Genomic DNA, 20,851 nt, shown 5'->3' on the forward strand with positions numbered 1-20,851 from the left:
TGGAGCAGGTGTCAACCGAGTATCGTCACGACGGGTTCAAGTGGCGTACTCGAAGGCCGTTCTGCACGGCGACCGCCGATCGTTCGAGTGGACCGGTCGACTGCGCCGGCCACCGCGAGACGCCGGCGGCGCGGAATTGAAGTCACCTGACCGCGTACCCGCGCGTATGGACACACGAAGCGGATCGGGGGTGACGCACAGCCATTCCTGACCGTCACACTGGCGAGGACCTCACCGCCGTCGTGGCCAAGCGCGTCGACCGCGGTCACGCCGACCTGTCGGAGGTGACCGACCTCGCTCGCGCCGCCGGCTACGAGGTCGTCGCCTCGCTCACACAGACACGCGACCAGGACCCAGCCTACCACTTCGGTGAGGGGAAAGCCGACGAACTCGCGGCGTTGGTCGCCCGCGAGGACGCCGACGTCCTCATCATCGACAACGAGGTCGGCCCGTACCAGACGTTCAACATCGGGTCGAAACTCCCCGAAGGCGTCGAGGTGATCGACCGCTTCACGCTCATTCTCGACATCTTCGGGCAACGGGCACAGACTCGGAAGGCGCAACTCCAAGTCGAACTCGCGGAACTCCGGTACGAACTCCCGCGCGCCGAGGTGAAAGCCAGCCTCGCCAAACGCGACGAGCGACCGGGGTTCATGGGGCTCGGCGAGTACGACGAGTCGCGCGAACGCGACATCAAGTCGCAGATCAGTCGGATCAAAGACGAACTCGACGCTATCGCTGAGACCGAAGAGAAGCGCCGCGAGCAACGGCGCGAATCCGGCTTCGATCTGGTCGCACTCGCGGGGTACACGAACGCCGGGAAGTCGACCCTCCTTCGGCGTCTCGCGGACGACCTCGACGTCGAGGAGAACGCCGAACGCCACCCGGACTTGGACTCGACGGCCGAGTCGCGTGACCAACTGTTCACGACGCTGGGGACCACAACTCGTCGCGCGAACACGGGCAAGCGAGACGTCCTCTTGACGGACACAGTCGGGTTCATCTCGGATCTACCCCACTGGCTGGTGGAGTCGTTCAAGTCGACGCTCGACTCCGTGTACCACGCGGATTTGGTCTTGCTCGTCGTCGACGCCAGCGAGTCCGTCGAGGAGATGCGCGAGAAACTCGTCACCTCCCACGACACGCTGTACGAACGCAACGAGGCACCGATCGTCACGGTGTTCAACAAGGCCGACCGCCTGAACGACGACGAACTCCGGCGCAAGCGGGAGGCGTTGTCGGCGCTCGCGCCAAACCCCGTCTGCGTCTCCGGGTTGATGGGGACGCACATCGACACGCTGTGTGAGCGTGTCGAGGCGGAACTCCCGGAGTGGAAGCGTGAACGACTCTTGTTGCCCCTGTCCGACGACGCGATGAGTCTCGTCGCGTGGATTCACGACAACGGCCACGTCGAACGTGAGGAGTACGACGGCCAGCAGGTCGATATCGAGTTCGAGGCACCGCCGTCGGTCGTCGAACGGGCACGGTCGCAGGCCGCCGAGGTCGAACGCGACGCCGCACCCGAATCCGTCGAGTCGGCCTAGCCGGCCGATAACGGGTGGTGTGCTCGGTTTCGAGACCGCCGATATGGCAGTTATCCAGGGCGTACCAAAGGGTAGTGGGTGTGTTCTCGGTCGTGATGCACGACCAGTTGTACCACGTGGTCTGTCGTGACTGCCCGACCGAATCGCTCCGCCCGTCGAAGGAAGCCGCCGTCGAAGCGGCCACTGACCACGCGGACGACGCCGACCACGACGTGTCCGTCGGCCGCGTCCACTGACCGGTCGCTCCTGCAGGCAGGTCGGACCGACCGAGGTTAGTACCGGCCGGCCGTGGCCCGCGTATGGACGACGCCTCGGACGCCGACACGAGCGACTGCGACCGCTTCGAGACCTGCGTCGACGCCGCCGAATCCGGCGGCCGTGTCGCACTCGACTCCTTCCGTTCGGATCTGGTGGTGGAAGCGAAGGGCGACGACCCACTGGACGCGGTGACGGCGGTGGATCGGGCAGTGCAAGACCACGTCTTCTCGGTGATCGGAGACCGCTATCCCGACGACGCGGTCGTCGGCGAGGAAGACGACGCGCTGAAATCCGTCCCCGAGTCGGGCGTCGCGTGGGTCGTCGACCCAATCGACGGGACAGTCAACTACGTCGGCGGCAACAGGGTGTGGATGACGAGCGTCGCCGTCTGTCGCGACGGCGACCCGGTCGCAGCGGCGAACTACGCGCCAGCGGTCGACGACCTGTACGTCGCGAGCGACGGAGCGGCGACCCGAAACGGCGAGCCAATCACGGTCAGTGAGACGACCGATCCGGCCGCGTTCACGATCAATCCGCTGTTCGGCGTCTCACGCCCCCACCGACGCGAACTCGCTGGCGTCGTGGAGACGATACTCGACGAGTTCGGTGATCTCCGGCGGTTCGGCTGTGCACAGGCGGCGCTGTCGGGCGTCGCGGCGGGCGAACTCGACGCCACGGTGTCGACGGTCGAACTCAACGACTGGGACACCGCGGCAGGCGTTCACATCCTCAGACAGGCAGGCGGCCGAGCGACGGACATATCCGGCGAGCGCTGGCGACCCGGTTCGGAGGGGCTGATCGCTTCAAACGACGAGGCACACGAGGAACTGGTCGCGGCGTTCGACGCGACCTAACAGAATACTGGAACAGCGTCGGCGACGCTGTCACGCCGGGCGTCGTAGTTTACCGAAGCGACTCGACGACGCGGAGGAGGTCGGATTTCTCCTGGACGCCGACGAGGCGTTCGGCCTCCTCGCCGCCCTCGAAGAACTGCAGCGCCGGGATACCGCGGACGCCGGCTTCGCTCGCGAGGCCCTGGAACTGGTCGACGTCGACCTTCAGCACGGTGAGGTCCTCCTCCTCGGCGGCGAGTTCCTTCACCGTCGGCTCCAGCATCTTGCACGGCCCGCACCAGTCGGCGTAGTAGTCCACGAGGACGATGCCTTCGCTGGTCAACTCGCGGAACTGCTCTTCGCTCTCGACGTGAATTGGCTCCCCTGCTGGAGTCTGACTGCTCATCGGTTCCCTATTGGGGAGTCCCCGTGATACCGACGCTGTCGCCGACGACCCCGCAGAGACGTGGCTCCAGCGGAGCGGAACTGGCGAACAGGCGACTGGGACCGCCGTCCGCCGGTGTGTCGCGCACCCGCTACCCGACGGACGCTGCTGTCAGCGCACGGACGAGGTGGTCTCGGTTCCGTACTTCAACGTTCGTACGAGAGGAGGACGCCGTCGTCGACGCGCTCCACGTCGACGAGGTTGAGGCGGGGGAAGTCGTCGACGAACCCCTCGCCGTCCGCGAGCGTGGGGGCCTCGCGGCCGCCGATCACGAGCGATCCGACGTACAGCGTGAGTTCGTCGACGAGGTCGGCGTCAAACAGCGAGAAGATGACCTCGCCGCCGCCCTCGACCATCGTTCGCTCGACGCCCTCCGATTCGAGGGCGTCGAACGCCACCCCGAAGTCGACGCGACCATCGTCGCCGCCGACGGCAAGCACCTCCGCGCCAGCCTCGCGGAGTTCGTCGAGTCGGTCGGGGTCGGCGCGGTCGCTCACGAGGAGGTAGGTGGTCGCTTCGTCGTCGAGAATCCGCGCGTCCGTCGGCGTCCGGGCGCGAGAGTCGGCGACGACGCGGGCGGGATTGCCGGACCGACCCGCGCGAAGTCGTTGTACGCGGCGGTCCTCCTCGTCGAGCGTGAGGTGCGGGTCGTCCGCGAGGACAGTGCCGACGCCCACGAGGACGGCGTCGGCGGCCGCGCGAATCCGGTCGACGCGGTCGAAGTCGGCGTCGCCGCTGATACGGACTTGCTCGCGACGTCGTGAGGAGAGTTTGCCGTCGACGGAGACGGCGGCGTTGACGTGGACGTACACAGGGTCCGAATCGGTCAGTTCTGACGGTAGCCGAGCGGCTTCTTCTGTTCGAGTTCGATCTCGACGTGGACGGAGTCGGGGAAGTCCATGTGGCCGACCTCACGGGCGATATGATCGTTGCCGTGGATCTCCAGTCGGCGTGCGAACACGTCGAACGACCACTCGCCGAGCGTGTCGCCCGAGGAGAGACCCTCGTACAGCGGGACGGTCACCCGTTCGGCGGGTTCGGTGTGGGGACCCTTGCACTCGGCTCCCTTTCGTTCGAGCATCTCCCGGATTCCGTTCACCGTGTCGTCCAGTGCGGCCCGGTCGCCGCTCTGGAATCGGAGTTTAGTTACGAAGGTCATAGGCTGGGGGTCTACCACGACTGATTAGCCGGAGCGTCAAAAGCGCATCTACCCGTTGGTGGTTCGTGGCTCGGTCGCACACCGTGCTCACGGTGACGTGCAAAACCAGCGATCCTGGACCGCCTGAAACTGGGTTGTCGCGAGGAGCGAGGCGGTGCCTGCAGTCGATTCCGTCGGGGACCACTGGTGGCATCGCTGGGGTCGTGGCTCCGACATACTCTTGAACCGGGGTGGCTTACCAATCGCCAATGCCGGTCGAAGCGACTAGCGCTGGAGCCATCCTCTTCCGCGACACCCGCGGTCGCAGGGAGTACTTACTCCTGAAGAGCCGACCCGGGGACTGGGAGTTCCCGAAAGGCGGGGTCGAGGGCGAAGAGGAACTTCAGCAGACGGCGATCAGAGAAGTGACCGAGGAGGCAGGAGTCGAAGACTTCCGCCTCATCGACGGCTTCCGCAAGGAGTACGACTACGTGTTCGAGGCGGGCGGCAACACCATCCACAAGACGGTGCACCTGTTCATCGCTCACTCGTTCGAAGCCTCCGCGGAACTGTCGACCGAACACCGTGACCTGCAGTGGCGCGACTACGAGCAAGCGCTCAACACCATCACGCAGGACGGCCCCCGCGACATCCTCCGCGAGGCACACGACTACCTCGACGAGTTGCAGGCGACCGACGCCGACGGCTACATGCTCAACACCGGAGACTGACGCGGCCCGTCCTCGCCCCCGCGGTCCGATGTTCCAACCGCTCGACGACGAGCGACCGCCCCGACACCGAAACCGGTTAGTCCGGTTCTCCCCCAGCGCAGGACGTGTTTCCGGGTGCTGGCGACAGCGAGTTCGCGTTCGAACTCCTCGTGAGTCGGTGGGCCGAACTCGCGTGGCATCCGAGCGACGGCGCTCGCCCGGTCGTCGTCGCGCGCCAACTCGGCACCCGCGAGCGCCGGTGGGACACGGTCGTCCTCGAAGTCGACCCCGAGGCGTTCGCCGTGCGACGACGGTTCGGCGACCGTGGCCTCGACTCGGACCTACTACGGATCGTTCAGAGCGCACCGGCCGAGTTCGCGTGGTACCGCGACGCCGTCGACGACCCCGGGTTCCCGTGGCGCTATGTCCGCGAGGCCGTCCACCGCGCGGCCGCCCGTGACCTCGTCGAGAAACGGAGCGGGCAAAACGGCCGCATCGAGTTCCGGCGCGTGCGCGAGTACCCCGACTGGGTCGAGCGTATCGTCGCCATCGAGAACAAGCCCGACTTGGACGCCAGCGCGGCCGCGGCGCTCGCGGACCAACTGCAGTACGACGTCGAGTCGGGGCTCGCGGACGAGGTGTGGGTCGCAACTGCCGCGACAGGTGAGCGCGTCTCGCCCGCGTTGCTGGAGGATATCCCCGTTGAGGTCGGGGTGTTAGAGTTCGACTTCGCCGCCGGCGTCGACGCCGACACCGCCGAGGTGGTGTGGCATCCGACGACGCTCGATTCCGACCCCGAGAACCGAACGCGGCGACTGCTCGCCGAACGCGGCTACGGGAAGGGGTGGCGCTCGTTCACCGAGACGATGCGCCCGGACTGCCGCCACTTCGAACTTCGACGCGAGGGGCGGGCGCTCGTCCCGTACTGCGCGGCCAAAGAGCGCGTGCCGACGGCCGCCGAGTGTAAGGGGAGTTGTGGCGAGTTCTCACCGGAACCGCCGACGTGGCGAACCGGCGGATGGCCCGTCGAGGGAGGGCCTGGAAAGGGGATTCGGGCGCTGTTGGAACGGCGGCGAGAACGGGAGCGGGAGTGTGCGAGCAGAGAGACCCAATCGTCGAAGCAGCGGTGAACCGCATCCGCTGTGGACGAGATAACTGACAGACGGCAGTAACTACTTCCCGCTCTGGTTGTGAGTACGGTCGTGTCAGCAGACGACTCCCTCCTCGTCCAGCGACTTCGTGCAGCCGACACCGACTCGCTCCGTGCGGAAGCACGAACGCTCCTCCCTCCGTTGGCGTATCTATTCGCCCTCTCGTTCGCGATCAGTGTGGACAGGCCGCCGCTCTCGAATCTCAACCTCACCGCACCGGTTGGGATGGCGCTCTACTACCAACTCACGTGGCTGTTTCACTTGACGCTCGCCGTCGGCGTCGCCGCCGCGGTCCGTCGTGGAGTCGCCCGCCACCGGTTCGTGCTCGGCGTCGTGACTGTGGTCGCCGCCGTCAACCTGAACGCCGCCGTAGACTTCGCCGGCCGCCTCGGTCCAATTCCGCTCGGTGACAAACTCGCAATCTACGCGAGGTCCGCGCTCGTGTCGGTTCCACTTTCGATTGTGTTCTCGGTGCCACCGATCGTCGTCGGGTACGGAATCGCCCGTCTCCTCGACCGCTGAGTCTTACGCCTCGGCTTCGGAGACGACCTCGACCTCCTCACGAGGGACGGCGAGTTTGAACGTCGGCACCGTCCGGTAGATGACCTCGACGACGTTCTTTCGACGGAGGCTCTGGAGGGCGCGACGCACGTCGCCCGCCTCGGGGTCGACGCCGAACTCCTCGCGCACCTTGTTCAACACGGAGACGACCGACTCCGAGCGCTCGTCGTGGTCGGCGACGACGCGGAACACCTGCGCGTGGAGTTCCGGCACCGTGATTCGTTCGGGGACGGCGTTGGGGTCGTCCTCGTCGTCGACGACGCCGGGTTCGACACCAGTCAACTCGGCGGCCTCCGCGGTCGCGCGGATGAGGCTGTTGTCGTCGCGGTAGTAGTAGTCCTTCAGGTGGCCTTCGAGGTAGCCGTGGACGTCGCTCCCGCTGTCCATTCCCCACCGCTCACCGAGTTCGCTGTTCTTCGTCGGCTGGAGGCGCACGACGTCGCCGAGGCGCTCCAGTTCCTCGTCGGTGAGGTCGCTCATCGGGAGACGATTCCGGGTCGGAGTATTTGGGCCTCCCGGTTCCGCGAGTCGGCGTCGCCTCACCCGAGGAGTAACGACAGACAGCACACCGACCCACCGGCCTTCTGGAACTCGCCGGTGTCGAGCGGAACTGGCGTGAAGCCTGCCGCCTGAAGCCGACGCTCCGTCTCGGGGTTGCCGCTCGCGAGGAGGACGTGGTCGTCGTCGACGCAGTGGCAGTTGCACGCGAGGCCGCCGGTCGCTTCGTGTTCGGGCACCTCGATGACGCGGTCGAACAGGGCGTCGATGCGCGCACGCCCGGCGGCCGTGAACGCCTCGGGAACGATGAGCGCTGTGTCCTCGGTCAACGGCGCGAAACAGACGTCGAGGTGGTAGTAGTGGGGGTCGGACAGTTCCAGCGTGACGACTGGCGTGTCGAGTAGCGCCGCGAGTTCGTCGTACGCCGCCCGCTCGGTCCGCACGCCGTACCCACCCCACAGCAGTCGCCGGCCGGGGTGCCAGATGGCGTCGCCGGTGCCCTCGAACGCGGCGGTGGTCGACAGCGACTCCACCTCGTAGCCGTCGTCGAGCGCCCACCGCTGGAAGTGCTGTGGCTCGCCAGCGCGTTCGTCGGTCGCCATCTGCGCGAGGACGACGCCCCCGCCGTCGGCCGTCGGGACGGCGAGGTTCGCGGCGAACACCAGATCCGGGAGCAGGGATACCGGTACGTCCGGCACGGCGCCGTCGCTCGCGGGCCAAATCTCGTCGGGGTCGACGATGCGCACTCGGTTGGCGTACCGTTCGTACGCCCGCCGGACGTTCATCCACTGGTCGAGCGCCCGCCCCGGAACGACGCGCCCCCCCATGTACGGGTTGATGCGGTAGCGGACCGCGAAGTGCGTCGGCGACACGAGGAGGACCGTCTCGTGGTCGGGGCGCGACGGGAGGTCCGAGCGGTCGAGCGTCAGCGGGGTTCGATCGTCGTACACGCGATGTGCGATCGTCGACATTCGACGCAGTACGACCGTTTGGGATATAGTAACACACCGAATATCCGAACGTCTGCACCAACTCGACGCTGTATAACTGGACGAACAGCCGGTTCTACTCGCTCTGCTCCCCGACCCGTACGCCTTTCTCCGTTCCCCGAGACGGGGGAGCCATGACGGACTGGGAGACGATCCGATACGAGGTGGACGACGAGGTGGCGACGGTCACGGTCGACCGACCGGACAAACTCAACTCGCTGAACGTCGCGACGCTCGAAGCTCTGCAGGACGCCATCGCACAGGCCGAGGACGACGACGTTCGAGCGCTCGTGCTCACGGGCGCGGGCGAGAAGGCGTTCATCGCCGGCGCGGACATCAGTTATATGAAAGACCTCGACACGCCGGAGGCGCAGGCGTACGCCGAACTCGGTCACGACGTGGCGCGGTCGCTGGAGACGTTCCCGGCCCCCACCATCGCGGCGGTGAACGGCTACGCGTTCGGCGGCGGCTGTGAACTCGCGCTGGCGTGTGACCTGCGCGTGGCCGCAGAGAACGCCGTCTTCGGGCAGACCGAGATTGACTTGGGTATCGTTCCGGGGTGGGGCGGCACCCAACGGCTTCCGCGCCTCGTCAACGACGAGGTGGCCCGCAGACTCATCCTGTTCGGCGACCGCATCGACGCAACCGACGCCCACGAGTACGGGATGGTCGGCGAGGTGGTCGCCCACGACCAACTCGATGCTCGAATCGACGACCTCACCGCCGACTTGGCCGCCCAGCCGAAGTTCGCGGTCGCCGCGGCGAAAGAGGCTATCAACGCGGCCCACGAGACGAGTCTCGAATCCGGCCTCACCTACGAGAAGCGCGTGTTCTCGGGGCTGTTCGGGACGCACGACCAGCGTGAGGGGATGGATGCGTTCGTGAACAAGCGCGATCCCGAGTTCGAGTAGGCAGCGTCGCCGGAATCGGCGGTACGTTTTCGTCGCTGTACGTAAACTGTCACCGTAGCACATGGTGGCCGAGGGATGAGCGGGGCACACGGGAGTCGCTCACCAGCAACGAATCTCGGGTTGCTGGACGCGACGATGATCGGCATCGGCGCGATGATCGGCGCGGGCATCTTCGTGTTGACTGGCCTCGCGGCCGAGACCGCGGGGGCGGGTGCGATCGTCGTGTTCGCGCTCAACGGCGGCGTCACCGCCTTCACCGCGCTGTCGTACGCCGAACTCGCAAGCGCCATCCCGAAGAACGGCGGCGGCTACGCGTACGTCCGAGAGGCGTTCTCTGCACCGGTCGCGTTCGTGATGGGGTGGACGCGGTGGTTCACGTATATGGCCGCCGGCGCGCTGTACGCGCTCGGCTTCTCGTCGAACTTCGTCGAACTCGTCCACCTGTACTGGCCCGGCCTCCCGGCGTCGGAGCCGTGGATCATCGGCTACGCGCTGTTCGCGATCGTCTCGTTCGTCGGCCTGAACGCGCTGTCGACGGAGGCGTCCGGCGGCGCGGAGACGCTCGTGACGGCGATCAAGATCGTCATCCTCCTCATCTTCGTCGCATTCGGCATCAGCGCCGTCGACGGCGCGAACTTCTCACCGCTGTTCCCACCCGAGAGCGGGTTCGTGAGCGTCCTTCCCGCGATGGGCCTCACCTTCATCGCGTTCCAGGGGTACGACCTCATCGCGACGGTCACCGAGGAGGTCGAGAACCCCCAGCGCAACATCCCGCGCGCCATCTTCGCCTCTGTCATCGTGACGGTGATCATCTACCTCCTCGTGGTCGGCGTCGCCATCGGGACGCTCGGCCCGGATCTGCTCGCGGCCGCGGGTGAGACCGCCGTCGCCGAGGCAGCTATCGGCTTTATGCCCGACGTTGGACTGTTCGGCGCACCCATCGGGGGCGCGCTGATCGCCTTCGGCGCGGTGTTCTCGACGGTGAGCGCGCTCAACGCCGTCGTGATCGGGTCGAGTCGGGTGGCGTTCGCGATGGGGCGCGAGCGGCAACTCCCGGCCCGTCTGGGGCGCATCCACCACGAGTACGGCACGCCGTATCTCGCTATCCTCGCCAGCGCGACGGTGATGCTCGTCGCGACTATCGCCGCGCCGATTCGCGTCGTGGGCAACCTCGCCAGCCTGTTCTCGTTGCTCGGGTTCGCGGTCGTCAACCTCGCGGTGATCCGGATTCGCAACCAGCAACCCGACCTGAGTCGACCGTTCAGCGTCCCGCTGTACCCGGCGACACCGATCCTCGGCATCGTGTTGAACCTCCTGCTCTCGGCGTTCATCTCGCCGGAGACGTGGGCCATCGCCATCGGATGGCTCGCGGTCGGCGCGGCGCTGTACGTCGTGTTGAGTCGCCGGGCGCCCGGGATCGGTGCGGACGAACCCGTCGGGGGTGTGGCCTCGGAGGCGTCGACAGCGACGGTCCCGGGAGAGGGACCGCTCGACGCCGAGGACACCGCGGCCATCGAGACGGTCGCGGGAGCCGAGACCGGCGGAGAGATACCCGACCCGTGGGACGGTGACGGCGACCGCGACGGCGGCAGTCGTGCCGCAGAGACCGACCCCGGGTTAGAAGTAGACTCCGAGCAGAATCTTACGGAGGAAGACACATGAGCGAAACCGGGGACCTCCGCGTCGTCGTCGTCGGGAGCGGCCGGGTCGGACTCGAGACGGCCCACTCGCTACACGACCGCGGCCACGACGTCGTCATCGTCGAGCGAACGCCCGAACGCGTCTCGGCGGCGGCCGACGAGTACATCGCGTCGGTCATCGAGGGCGACGCCGCGCGCCCGTCGATACTGGCACAGGCCGCACCCGACCGCGCGGACGTGGTCGCGGCGCTGACGGACACGCTGGGGACGAACCTCGCCGTCTGCCTCACGGCCAAGCGCCTCGCGCCCGACGTGCGGACGGTGTTGCGAGCGACTGAACGGGAGACGACGGAGTTCGAACCGTTCGTCGATCACGTGTTCTACCCGGAACACGCCGGGGCACGCCGCGCCGTCAACGAGATAGAAGGCGGTGACGCCGTCCGGACGCTGGAGACGGTCGCCGGCGACTTGGACGTGATCGAACTCACCGTCGCGCCCGACGCACCCGTCGCGGGCCGGACACTCCGGGAGGTGTCGCTGCCGCGCGGGAGCCTCGTCGTCTCCGGTCCTGGCTGTGACGGCGTCGCCAACGCTGACACGGAACTTCGCCCGGAGGTTCGGTATCTCGTCGCCGCCGAGTCCGCCGTCGTCGACGAGGTCAGGCAGTTGTTCCGGGGATGAGGCGCGTCCTCGCAGTCCCGATCTGTGGGCAACGATAATACCCTCGCGGCGCGTATGGGACGGTCGAATATGTCATCAGTCAAACTATCCCGGGTCGAATCGCTGTTCGGGGAACTGTCGTACCCGGTGTCACGCGCGGAGGCGGCCGAGGAGTTCGCCGACGTGACCGTCGAGTTCGCTGACGGCGAGGGGAATCTCGGAGAGTACGTCGGCGAGTGCCGAAGTGACCGATTCGAGGACGCCCAAGACCTGCACACCAGCCTCCAGAACGTCCTCCCCATCGAGGCGGTCGGCGAACCCGGACAGTCCGAAGGCGACGGCTAAGACGTATCCGTGGGGATCAGTGGGCTTGTTGTGGCCGGTTCACTCTGGCGGGCTGGCTGGCGTCCGGCCCACCCACAGTCACTCGCGCGCCGTGACGAGGTGGCGGAGCGAGGCGCCGACTATCCTGAGGTAACAGAGCCAACAACAGTCCGTCGGGCGGGCGTAGTAGCATCCGCTGCGGACCTCGGGAATGTGCATCTGCTTGTCGAACGCAGTCTCGTCGGAGGACACGTCACGCTTGCGTCGGGTGGCGACGGACTTCGTTAGTCGTCGATTTCGAGATGAGACTGGGGGAGACGCCAGCGTGCCGTCTCTGTCAGTCGAATCCCGCAGTTTAAGTGCAAAGACGGCGGACCACGCCGGTATGAAATTCTGTGACGAGTGCGGGTCGATGATGCAGACCGAGGGGGACAAGTGGGTGTGTCAGTCGGCGGAGTGCGACTACGCGGAACTGCGTGACTCCGCGACCGAACAAGAGATGACGACGACGCAGGGGCAGGAGGGAAGCACCGTCGTCGATATGTCCGACGTCGACGAGTCCGAGGTCGGCCCGACGGTCGAACAGAAGTGCCCCGAGTGCGACGAAGTCCAGACCGTTCGCTACGAGATGAAACAGATTCGCTCGGCCGACGAGTCCGAGACGCGATTCTTCACCTGCACCGTCTGCGGGAAGAAGTGGCGCGAAGACGACCACTGAAGGAGCCGAGACACTACCGAGGAGTCACTTCTTGCGGAGTTCGGTCCCGTCGCGGGGACAGTAGTTCACGTCCGGCGAGCGAGTCGTGAACCCACAGACAGGGCACTCTTTCACCGCCGGTCGGTCGCCGTCGCCCGCCAGTCCACGGAACAACAACGGGACGAACGGCAACAAGAGGAACACGAGCAGCGTGTCGAAGTAGTACCACGCGGCGACGCTGACCACGAGCGACACCGCGAGGCCGACCAGCGCCGTCAGCGTCCGCGATCCGACCATCTCCTCACTCGTCGGCGTCCTCGTCGTCCCCGACTTCTGCGTCCACGTCGTCCGGGTCGACCACCTTCTTGCCCGTCTCCTGCGGGAGGACGACGCGGTCGGCGTCTTCCCACTCGCGCTCCAGTTCCGATCCCTCGAACAGACGGTCGAGGAAGACGGCGAGGCCGGCGACCTCCGAGTGTGGCTGGTTCGTCACGCCGACGTTGTAATCGGCCTCTTCGTAGAAGTCGAACGGTACCTTCTCGCCGCCGACGACGACCAGAAGTGGGGTGTCGGCGTCGACGCTGTCGGCGCGAACGTCGGCTTCCACGTCCTGCACTCGTTCGCCGTACATGGTGAGGTGGACCACGGTCCCCTCCCAGTTGCGGGTGAACGCGCGCTGGTCGTCACGGAGTTCGACGGCGAAGGGGCCGCCGAAGCGGTCGGTGATGTCGCGAATCGTCTCGGCGGACTGGCCCGCGTTGTCGGGGAGGATCACCCGGTCGGCACCGAGTGCCCGCGCGGTCAGTCCGACGTGTGTCGTCATACGGTCGTCGCGACCGGGGCGGTGGCCGTACCGGAGGACGACGACGTCGTCGGTCATACCCGACCGTCGGGACGCGCCGGTAAGGGCGGTTCGTTTCACGCTCGCGTCGCCGCCGTGGCCGCGACCCATATCTGCGTTCAGTCCGTTCAGGCGACTGTGACGAACTATCCAGAAGACATCGCGGGCGTCGGCGACGAACGCCTCGTCGGACAGACCGCACTCGTGACCGGGTCGACCAGCGGCATCGGGCGAGAGACGGCGCTGTCGCTCGGCCGACTCGGCGCACACGTCATCGTCCACGGCCGCGACGAGGCGGCCGGACGCGAGGTTGTCGACGCCATCGACGCCGGCGTCAACGAGGGAACCGCGCGGTTCGTCTCCGCTGACTTCGCCGACCCCGACGACGTGACTGCGCTGGCCGACGCGACCCGGAAGGCGGTCGGCGACGACGGTCTCGACCTCCTGATCAACAACGCGGGCGGCTACTTCCGCAACGGGGAACTGACCGACCTCGGCGTCGAGTACACCTTCCACGTCAACCACCTCTCGCCGTACCAACTCACCGCCGAGTTGCTCGACGACCTCGCAGACAACGCGCGGATCATCACGACGGCCTCCGAGGCACACCGCGGCGATCAGATCGACTTCGCGGAACTCCGCTCGGTGGACGACTTCTCCTCGTGGCGAGCGTACCAGCGGTCGAAACTGGCGAACGTCCAGTTCGCTGCCGAACTCGCGCGACGCCTCTCCGACGACGACCGTTCGATCACGTCCAACAGTTTCCACCCCGGCGCGATTCCTGGGTCCGGCTTCTTCCGAAATCTGCCGGGTCCCTTGTCGGGCGCGGCGGGACTCCTCGGCAACCTCCCGTTCGTGACGACGCCCGCGGACGGTGCGGCGACCGCGATGTATCTCGCAGTCAGCGACGAGGGCGGCGACGTCTCGGGGCGCTACTTCGCCGACCGGCGCGAGAAGAAACCGAGCATACAGGCGCAGGACCCGGCCGCGCAGCGCCGCCTGTGGGAGGAGAGTGCAGTGATGCTCGACATCGACGAACCGCTGGCGGCGATAGACGCCGACGCGGCGGGACCGAGCGAGGTGACGGACGAGGAGTCGGACGAACACGGAGACGAAGACGCCGCCGGAGACGCGACGGCAGACACGGCCGCAGACGACGACTAACGACGGACGACGACTGACGATTGACGACCGGCCACCAACGACGGCGACGCTGAAGACGCTGGCCCCGACCGCAAGACACTTTGAACGCTCTGCCGCCCGAACGAGTATGGATCTCACCGGAGCCACCGTCCTCGTGACGGGCGGGGGCGGCCTCATCGGTTCCCACCTCGCGGGGCACCTCCAAGACCACTACGACGCGACGGTTCGCGTCGTCGACGACTTCTCGAAGGGCGACCGCGATCGGGTCCCCGACGGCGTCGACGTCGTGACTGCAGACCTCACCGACGAGGCGGCGACTGCCGATGCGGTCACCGCGGACCTCGACGCTGTCTTCCACCTCGCGGCGTACACGGACACGAACTTCGACGACGACCGGACGCTGTTCGAGGAGAACACCGAGATGACGTACAACGTCCTCGAAGCGATGGAAGACGCCGGCGTCACGAATCTCGCCTTTACCTCTTCCTCGACCGTCTACGGCGAGGCCCCTCGCCCGACGCCGGAGGACTACGCGCCGCTGGAACCGATCAGCATCTACGGCTCCTCGAAACTCGCGGACGAAGCGATCGTCTCGACGTACGCGAAGAGTTACGGCTTCACCGCGTGGGTGTACCGCTTCGCCAACATCGTCGGGCCGTACCAGCGCGGCAACGTCGTCCCCGACTTCATCCAGAAACTGCAGGCCGACCCCGAGGAACTGGAGATACTCGGCGACGGCCGCCAGGAGAAGTCGTACCTCCACGTCACCGACTGCGTCGACGCGATGTGTCACGTCGTCGAACACGGCGACCGCGACCTCAACACCTACAATTTGGGATCACGGACGACCACCTCGGTGAACCGCATCGCCGACATCGTCAGCGAAGAGATGGGACTGGACCCCGAGTACGCCTACACCGGCGGCGACCGTGGGTGGACCGGCGACGTGCCGAAGATGCGCCTCTCCGTCGAGAAACTCTCGGCGCTCGGGTGGGAACCGCCCACATCCAGCGACGACGCCGTCCGCCGCGCGACGCGCGACCTCCTCGACGAACTGGCCTGACACACCACCGGTCGCCGACTCGTGTTCTCCACCGTCGAACTACCAGTAGCCACTGCTGTTCGGTTCGGCCTACGGCACAATCCGCACGACTAGATATGTCGGCTGCCTGCCTGCTCAGAAGTTTTTACTCGGTAGTGAAAAACTATTTATCCTCACACGTCATATGATTGAGTATGACCTCATTCCGTCAAGCAACTTACGTCGAAGTCTCGGACGCGATTCACGCCGTCAACCAGCGCGCCGTTCCGATGGGCCGCCCTGCGGGCGAGTAACGTCGCCGCCCCGCTCCGATCACTCCGAGTTTCACTTCTCAGGGCGTTTTCACACCGTCACTCGTCTGCAGGAACGACGACCATCATCGTCGCTGCAGCGTCGGTATCTCCGGTCGCGAGCGACGCCGTCACCTCGTACTCGCCGGCCGGTGGCGACTCCCACGTCCCCTCGTAGGTGGCGGACTCGCCCGCCGCGAGCGTCTCCGACCCGAGCGCCATCGTGAACATCCGCCCGTCGCTCCAGCGCCAGACTACCTCGCCGTGCGCTGCGTCGCGGGCGACGAACTCCGCTCGTTGGCCGTCGCTGAACGAGAGGTCGACCGCGTCGGTGCCGGCGTTCTCGACCGTCAGCGACAGTGAGAGTCCGTCGTCGGTCGGTGCGACTGTGAGCGTCGCGTCGAGTGAACTGGACATACCGGTGTGACCGGGCCACACGCGAAGAAAGTGGGGGCCGGTCGGCGAAGTGTTCGACGTGTGAGTCGCCGTCAGTTGTCGCTGGAGTCGTACCCGAGCGCCGCCGCGGTGTCGAGGAGGCCCGCGCCCTGTTCGTTCGACGCGAGGCCGAGATCCTCGGCGGTCGACGTCAGCCGCGACCGTGCCTCGGCGTTCGTGTAGCCGTTGGCCATCAACTGGCCGGCGGCACCAGCGACGTGGGGCGTCGCCATCGACGTCCCCGAAAAGGTGTCGTAGCCGCCAGGGACCGTCGAGTAGATGCTCGATCCGGGCGCGATGATCTCGACTTCCGGTCCCGTCGAGGAGAACCCGGACAGCGAGTCGTCGCTGGCGGACGAGGAGACGGCCATACACTCGGGGTACGCGGCCGGGTAGCCCACGCAGTCGGTACACGGCCCGGAGTTGCCAGCGGCCGCGACGAGGAGCACGCCCTTGTTCTGGGCGTAGCTACAGGCGTCTTTCAGCGCCGCCGACCCCGAGGACGCACCGAGGCTCATCGACCCGACGTCCCAGCCCTGGTCGGCGACGTACTCGACGCCGGCGGCGATGTCGGAGAACGACCCCGACCCGCGCTTGTCGAGCACTTTCACCGCGTGCAGCGTCGCCTCCGTCGAGACGCCGCGCACGCCCTGACTGTTGTCGTCGGCTCCGGCGATGCCGGCACAGTGGGTGCCGTGGTCGTTGTCGTCGTCCCAGTCTTCGGCGTACCGGCCGCGGGATTTGACGAACGCCGTGCCCGATCCGAGGTTCGCCTGCAGGTCCGGGTGGTCGGAGTCGATGCCGGTGTCGAGGATGGCGACGTCCGCGCCCGCGCCGGTCGACCCGTTCGCGTGGGCCACCTCCGAGTCGGTCCGGTCGATGCCCCACGTCAGTTGCTGCGCGAGGGCGTGCATCTCGCCGTTCTCCTCGACGTAGCGCACGTCCGGACGCTGCTGGAGGCCCTGGATGGCGTTCTCGTTGACCCGCATCGTGAGGGCGTCGAAGTTGAACTCCCGCACCACGTCGCTGGCGGCCGACAGCGCCGCCCGACGACCGCTCTCGTCGCTGTAGCCGACGTTGACCTCGATAGTCCCCGGCGACCCGGACGCCATTCCCGCGAGGCCGGTCGTCGCGACCGCCGCGCCGGTCGCCTTCAGTACGTCACGCCGTGTCTTCCCGTCACGATATACCATGACGAACGTGAAAATATGACACACCAATAAAATTCTATCGAAGATAGATTCAAATAACTACATATTCAGTTGATTCAACGGCCTCCAGACAGATGTCACGGTGGAGTTTCCGAGGCTCTGCGTGCCACTCGGTGCGCGGTGTCTGGTGGCGACCCACCCGGAGTGGACACGGCTTTACCCACCGAGCGGCTACCCCTCGTTGTGCAGGTCGTGGGCTACGAAACGCCGGCGGGCGCGTTGTTCGTCAGCGACGCCGACCCCGCGACCGATGCCCCGCCCGGGACGCCAACCGGCGACGTCGACCGAATCGCCCTCGACCCCGGAACCGACCTCTCGTGGCGCCTCGGCGAGCGACGCTGTGCCGGGACGGTCCACGAGGGCGGCCACGTCGTCTGCGACGCCGACGACGCGCCCTACTGCGACGACCACCGCTCGACGTGGGTGTGTGCGCGGTGTACTGGGACGTGTCTGAAAGACGAGATGGACTGCTTCGACGACCACGCCATCTACCTCGCGGCGTTCGCGCCGGACACGTTCAAGGTGGGCGTCACCAGAGAGTGGCGATTGGAGACGCGCCTGCGCGAACAGGGCGCCGACCGCGCGGTCCACCTCCGCACCGTCGACGACGGCCGCATCGCCCGTGAGATCGAGTCGGGGATCGCCGCGAACGGCCTCGACCGACACAGCGACGAGCCCACCGCGGTCGCCCGTCCCGACACCGATGGAATCCCCGACCGCGTACGGGTGCCGACGAAGGTCGCGGGCCTCGCAGCCACCGTCGACGAAGCCGCGTGGGACCGCCTCCTCGACGGCGTCGACTACGAGGCCTCCTTCTCGTTCGACTACGACCTCGACCTCAGCGAACGCCCGGTGGCCGAGACGCTCGCCTCGGGGACCGTCGTCGGGACGAAAGGGCGGATCCTCACGGTGGAGAACGCGGGGACGACGTACGCGGTCGATATGCGTGACCTCGTCGGCTACGAACTCCTCGACGGCGACGACGGCGAGGGGCGCGACCTCCAGTCGAGTCTCGGTGCGTTCGGCTGACCCGTCTGTCGCTTCACCGGATCCAATCGTGATACTCACGACCGGGAGTTGATACGTTGCGACTGTGTTTGCATCGGCAGATACGATGGTACAGTTCATACGCCGGAGTTTCGCCGTGAAACTCGTGATCGGGTTCGTGGTGACGGCCGGCGCAGTCGTCGCGTACGGCCTCCTCACGCGCAACGTCGTCGGGACGATACTGATGTCGACCGCCGGGCAGGTGGTGCTCGGCGCGTACCTCGGCACGAATATCGTCGTCTCGATGCGAACGCTCGAGACACAGACGGAAGCGATCGCGGACGGCGACTTGGACGTCCGCGTCAGGACCTCGCGCGAAGACGAACTCGGGCGGGTGTACAGTGCCGTCGACCGGATGCGCGGGTCGCTCTCCGAGCGGATCAGGGAAGCACAGACGGCACAGGAGGAAGCGGAGGTCGCCGAAGAGCGTGCTCAGTCGCTCGCGAGCGACTACCAGCAGGTCGCGAGCGACTACGCGTCGACGATCCGGTCGGTGGCCGACGGCGACCTCACCGTCCGCGTCGACGTCGACCACGACCACGAGGCGATGGAGACCGTCGGCGAAGAGTTCAACGCCGCGGTGGACGAACTGGAGGCGACGCTCGCCAGGGTCGACACGTTTGCGACGGACGTCGCGGACGGCGCGGCCGACGTTCGGTCCGCCGCCGAACAGATCGACGACCGGACGGACGACGTGATCGAGGCGACCGACGAGATCGACGCAGACACCGACGAACAGCGTGCTCGCACGCGGGCCGGTGCCGACGAGGTCGGTGACCTGTCCTCGACGGCCGAGGAGATCGCGGTGACCACGGACGACCTCGTGGACACGACCGACGACGCGGCGGTGGCCTCCGAGGAAGCACGCGAGGCGGCCGACGACGCTATCGACACGATGGACGACGTCGAGGAGACGATGACGGAGGCGGTCGAGCGGATCGACGCTCTCGACGACGCGACGGCGGAGATCACCGAGGCGGCCGAACTCATCCGCGACATCGCAGCGCAGACCGATATGCTGGCGCTCAACGCCTCTATCGAGGCGGCCCGCGCCGGTGAGGGGGGCACCGAGGGCGACGGCTTCGCCGTCGTCGCCGAGGAGGTGAAAGGCCTTGCAGAGGAGACCGGCAATCGCGCGGATGCGATCGCCGAGATGATCGCAGAAGTGCGCACCGAGACCGAGCGAGCGGCCGAGTCGATCCGGACCACCAACGAACAGGTCGGCGAGGGGGCGACGACCGTCGCGGCGGCGGTCGACCGCCTCGACGAGATCGTCGACTACGTCGAAGACATCGACCACGGTGTTCGCGAGATCAGCAAGACGACGAGCGAACAGGCTGAGTCGGCCTCGACGGCCGCGCAGACGCTCGACGACCTGGCGGAGATCAGCGACCGGACGGCCGACCGAACCGCAGAGGCGGCCGACGCCGCCGCAGAACAGTCGACCGCCGTCGACGCCGTCGTCGCCGAGTCGGAGGCGTTCCGCGAGCGGTCGACAGCGTTGACGGACGTCCTCGCCGACTTCTCAATCCGCGAGGGTGCCGGTGACCGGCACTCGACTGCGGCACCCGACGCCGGTGGCAGTCGCCCCGCAGTGAGCGACGGCGGCGCCGCCGTCCACGACGGGGGTGATCGCTGATGGTGGCGCCTGGAACGGTCGTGTACGCGCTCGGAACCGTCGCGATGCTCGTCGGTGTGGCCGTCGTCGTCCACCTCCTCGGCAACGACGACCTCGACGCCGGCGCCGGTCGATTCCGCCTCTTGCTCGCGATCCCCGCGTTCGCGGCGCTGTCGTACGCCGCGATGGCCGCCGGGATCGGCCAGTTCTCCGTAGGTGGGTACACCGTCGACACGATGCGGTACGTCGACTGGTTCGTGACCACGCCCGTCCTCGTCGCCTACGTCGGGCACGTCGTCGACGTCGACAGACGGTGGCTCGTCGGCGCGGCGGGCGCCGACGCGGTGATGATCGCTGCTGGCTGGGTCGCGACGACGACCACCGGAGTGACTCGCTGGACCGGATTCGCTGTCTCCTGTGTGGCGTTTCTGGCGCTGTTGTACGTCTTGTTCCGCGTGTTTCCACGGAAGGCACAGACCGACACGCCGGAACGCCGTCGGCTGTTCTTCCGTCTGCGCAACCAGATCGGGATCCTCTGGATGCTGTACCCGGTCATCTGGCTTGCGAGTCCGGTCGGCTTCGGCCTCGTCTCGACGCTCGGAACGGCGATGCTGGTGACGTTCATGGACGTGGCCGCGAAGGTGCCGTACACGTGGGTCGTCTACGAACACCGGGGTATCTTCGGCCGGACGGACGCGGCGGCGACCGGAACCGACGGAGAGAACGGCGACGTTCGACCGGTGGGCGACGACGGGCCCGCACCAGTGGCCGATTGACTCGACCGGCGACCTCTGCCGACAGTTTACTACTCGAGGCAGTGCTATCGAGCAATTAGCCCGGGGGGTACCCGTTGCGTCTGTGCTGT

25 protein-coding genes are annotated in these 20,851 nt (G+C 66.9%); 16 read left to right on the forward strand and 9 right to left on the reverse strand.

Translation table 11 applies throughout. From position 1 onward, the window contains the following. Window positions 1-242 precede the first annotated feature (242 nt). The 3 genes from hflX to P0D77_RS07095 all read left to right on the forward strand — a co-directional run bounded on the left by hflX (window position 243) and on the right by P0D77_RS07095 (window position 2,656). Window positions 243-1,544, forward strand: coding sequence for a GTPase HflX (hflX, locus tag P0D77_RS07085; RefSeq protein WP_277555590.1), 1,302 nt, complete (start codon window positions 243-245; stop codon window positions 1,542-1,544). A gap of 80 nt (window positions 1,545-1,624) precedes the next feature. Beyond that, window positions 1,625-1,780, forward strand: coding sequence for a hypothetical protein (locus P0D77_RS07090; RefSeq protein WP_277555591.1), 156 nt, complete (start codon window positions 1,625-1,627; stop codon window positions 1,778-1,780). 63 nt (window positions 1,781-1,843) lie between these two features. Further along, window positions 1,844-2,656, forward strand: a complete 813-nt coding sequence (locus P0D77_RS07095; RefSeq protein WP_277555592.1) for an inositol monophosphatase family protein — start codon at window positions 1,844-1,846, stop codon at window positions 2,654-2,656. 49 nt (window positions 2,657-2,705) lie between these two features. Here P0D77_RS07095 and trxA read toward each other — a convergent pair whose 3' ends face one another. The 3 genes from trxA to P0D77_RS07110 all read right to left on the reverse strand — a co-directional run bounded on the left by trxA (window position 2,706) and on the right by P0D77_RS07110 (window position 4,239). After that, complete coding sequence (gene trxA / locus P0D77_RS07100) at window positions 2,706-3,041, reverse strand: thioredoxin (RefSeq protein ID WP_277555593.1); 336 nt, start codon at window positions 3,039-3,041, stop codon at window positions 2,706-2,708. Between the two features lie 185 nt (window positions 3,042-3,226). After that, a complete protein-coding gene (locus P0D77_RS07105) occupies window positions 3,227-3,892 on the reverse strand; it encodes a 2,5-diamino-6-(ribosylamino)-4(3H)-pyrimidinone 5'-phosphate reductase (protein WP_277555594.1) in 666 nt (221 codons plus the stop codon). A gap of 14 nt (window positions 3,893-3,906) precedes the next feature. Beyond that, window positions 3,907-4,239 carry an uS10/mL48 family ribosomal protein gene (locus tag P0D77_RS07110; RefSeq protein ID WP_277555595.1) on the reverse strand — a complete coding sequence of 111 codons (333 nt, stop codon included), beginning with the start codon at window positions 4,237-4,239 and terminating at the stop codon, window positions 3,907-3,909. A 248-nt stretch (window positions 4,240-4,487) separates the two neighbouring features. Here P0D77_RS07110 and P0D77_RS07115 point away from each other — a divergent pair, with 248 nt between their 5' ends. The 3 genes from P0D77_RS07115 (at window position 4,488) to P0D77_RS07125 (ending at window position 6,601) form a co-directional block, all read left to right on the forward strand. Beyond that, window positions 4,488-4,949, forward strand: a complete 462-nt coding sequence (locus P0D77_RS07115) for a bis(5'-nucleosyl)-tetraphosphatase (RefSeq protein WP_277555596.1) — start codon at window positions 4,488-4,490, stop codon at window positions 4,947-4,949. Window positions 4,950-5,053: 104 nt separating this feature from the next. Further along, window positions 5,054-6,058: a DUF5787 family protein gene (locus P0D77_RS07120; RefSeq protein ID WP_277555597.1), complete on the forward strand. Its 1,005-nt coding sequence runs from the start codon at window positions 5,054-5,056 to the stop codon at window positions 6,056-6,058. Between the two features lie 72 nt (window positions 6,059-6,130). Continuing rightward, window positions 6,131-6,601 (forward strand): hypothetical protein, encoded by a 471-nt coding sequence (locus tag P0D77_RS07125; RefSeq protein WP_277555598.1) that lies wholly within the window; start codon window positions 6,131-6,133, stop codon window positions 6,599-6,601. A 3-nt stretch (window positions 6,602-6,604) separates the two neighbouring features. On the opposite strand, the gene P0D77_RS07130 is transcribed toward P0D77_RS07125, so the two are convergent. Both P0D77_RS07130 and P0D77_RS07135 read right to left on the reverse strand, forming a co-directional pair. Next, window positions 6,605-7,120, reverse strand: coding sequence for a DUF5797 family protein (locus tag P0D77_RS07130; protein WP_277555599.1), 516 nt, complete (start codon window positions 7,118-7,120; stop codon window positions 6,605-6,607). 59 nt (window positions 7,121-7,179) lie between these two features. Then, window positions 7,180-8,109 carry a dimethylarginine dimethylaminohydrolase family protein gene (locus P0D77_RS07135; RefSeq protein ID WP_277555600.1) on the reverse strand — a complete coding sequence of 310 codons (930 nt, stop codon included), beginning with the start codon at window positions 8,107-8,109 and terminating at the stop codon, window positions 7,180-7,182. Between the two features lie 152 nt (window positions 8,110-8,261). Between P0D77_RS07135 and P0D77_RS07140 the strand changes: the two genes are divergently transcribed. The 5 genes from P0D77_RS07140 (at window position 8,262) to P0D77_RS07160 (ending at window position 12,380) form a co-directional block, all read left to right on the forward strand. Continuing rightward, window positions 8,262-9,038: an enoyl-CoA hydratase/isomerase family protein gene (locus P0D77_RS07140; protein WP_277555601.1), complete on the forward strand. Its 777-nt coding sequence runs from the start codon at window positions 8,262-8,264 to the stop codon at window positions 9,036-9,038. 75 nt (window positions 9,039-9,113) lie between these two features. Beyond that, window positions 9,114-10,700 carry an APC family permease gene (locus P0D77_RS07145; RefSeq protein WP_277555603.1) on the forward strand — a complete coding sequence of 529 codons (1,587 nt, stop codon included), beginning with the start codon at window positions 9,114-9,116 and terminating at the stop codon, window positions 10,698-10,700. Next, a complete protein-coding gene (locus tag P0D77_RS07150; protein WP_277555604.1) occupies window positions 10,697-11,359 on the forward strand; it encodes a potassium channel family protein in 663 nt (220 codons plus the stop codon). The genes P0D77_RS07145 and P0D77_RS07150 overlap by 4 nt, the downstream gene beginning before the upstream one ends. A gap of 69 nt (window positions 11,360-11,428) precedes the next feature. Further along, window positions 11,429-11,683, forward strand: a complete 255-nt coding sequence (locus P0D77_RS07155) for a DUF5789 family protein (RefSeq protein WP_277555605.1) — start codon at window positions 11,429-11,431, stop codon at window positions 11,681-11,683. 364 nt (window positions 11,684-12,047) lie between these two features. Further along, window positions 12,048-12,380 carry an RPA12/RPB9/RPC11 RNA polymerase family protein gene (locus P0D77_RS07160; RefSeq protein WP_277555607.1) on the forward strand — a complete coding sequence of 111 codons (333 nt, stop codon included), beginning with the start codon at window positions 12,048-12,050 and terminating at the stop codon, window positions 12,378-12,380. Between the two features lie 24 nt (window positions 12,381-12,404). Here the strand turns inward: P0D77_RS07160 and P0D77_RS07165 are convergent, their stop codons facing one another. Both P0D77_RS07165 and P0D77_RS07170 read right to left on the reverse strand, forming a co-directional pair. Then, window positions 12,405-12,656: a hypothetical protein gene (locus P0D77_RS07165; protein ID WP_277555608.1), complete on the reverse strand. Its 252-nt coding sequence runs from the start codon at window positions 12,654-12,656 to the stop codon at window positions 12,405-12,407. Window positions 12,657-12,660: 4 nt separating this feature from the next. Beyond that, window positions 12,661-13,239 (reverse strand): tRNA (cytidine(56)-2'-O)-methyltransferase, encoded by a 579-nt coding sequence (locus tag P0D77_RS07170; RefSeq protein ID WP_277555609.1) that lies wholly within the window; start codon window positions 13,237-13,239, stop codon window positions 12,661-12,663. A gap of 99 nt (window positions 13,240-13,338) precedes the next feature. Between P0D77_RS07170 and P0D77_RS07175 the strand changes: the two genes are divergently transcribed. Together P0D77_RS07175 and P0D77_RS07180 are read left to right on the forward strand one after the other, a co-directional pair. Then, the gene (locus P0D77_RS07175; RefSeq protein WP_277555610.1) at window positions 13,339-14,364 is read left to right on the forward strand and encodes an SDR family NAD(P)-dependent oxidoreductase; all 1,026 of its coding nucleotides are present in this window, start codon (window positions 13,339-13,341) and stop codon (window positions 14,362-14,364) included. Between the two features lie 106 nt (window positions 14,365-14,470). Beyond that, entirely contained in the window at window positions 14,471-15,406 is a 936-nt protein-coding gene (locus P0D77_RS07180) for an NAD-dependent epimerase/dehydratase family protein (RefSeq protein ID WP_277555611.1), read from the forward strand. 329 nt (window positions 15,407-15,735) lie between these two features. Here the strand turns inward: P0D77_RS07180 and P0D77_RS07185 are convergent, their stop codons facing one another. After that, complete coding sequence (locus tag P0D77_RS07185) at window positions 15,736-16,092, reverse strand: BsuPI-related putative proteinase inhibitor (protein ID WP_277555612.1); 357 nt, start codon at window positions 16,090-16,092, stop codon at window positions 15,736-15,738. Between the two features lie 71 nt (window positions 16,093-16,163). After that, complete coding sequence (locus P0D77_RS07190; RefSeq protein ID WP_277555613.1) at window positions 16,164-17,303, reverse strand: S8 family peptidase; 1,140 nt, start codon at window positions 17,301-17,303, stop codon at window positions 16,164-16,166. A 201-nt stretch (window positions 17,304-17,504) separates the two neighbouring features. On the opposite strand from P0D77_RS07190, the gene P0D77_RS07195 reads away from it, so the two are divergent. The 3 genes from P0D77_RS07195 (at window position 17,505) to P0D77_RS07205 (ending at window position 20,762) form a co-directional block, all read left to right on the forward strand. Beyond that, the gene (locus tag P0D77_RS07195) at window positions 17,505-18,350 is read left to right on the forward strand and encodes a DUF2797 domain-containing protein (RefSeq protein WP_277555614.1); all 846 of its coding nucleotides are present in this window, start codon (window positions 17,505-17,507) and stop codon (window positions 18,348-18,350) included. Between the two features lie 85 nt (window positions 18,351-18,435). After that, complete coding sequence (locus P0D77_RS07200; protein ID WP_277555615.1) at window positions 18,436-20,007, forward strand: methyl-accepting chemotaxis protein; 1,572 nt, start codon at window positions 18,436-18,438, stop codon at window positions 20,005-20,007. Further along, on the forward strand, window positions 20,007-20,762 hold the full coding sequence (locus P0D77_RS07205; RefSeq protein WP_277555616.1) for a bacteriorhodopsin: 756 nt from the start codon (window positions 20,007-20,009) through the stop codon (window positions 20,760-20,762). Before P0D77_RS07200 ends, P0D77_RS07205 begins: the two co-directional genes overlap by 1 nt. Window positions 20,763-20,851: the final 89 nt, after the last annotated feature.

It is taken from the genome of Halobaculum limi, assembly GCF_029490015.1.
Classification (GTDB): Archaea; Halobacteriota; Halobacteria; order Halobacteriales; family Haloferacaceae; genus Halobaculum; species Halobaculum limi.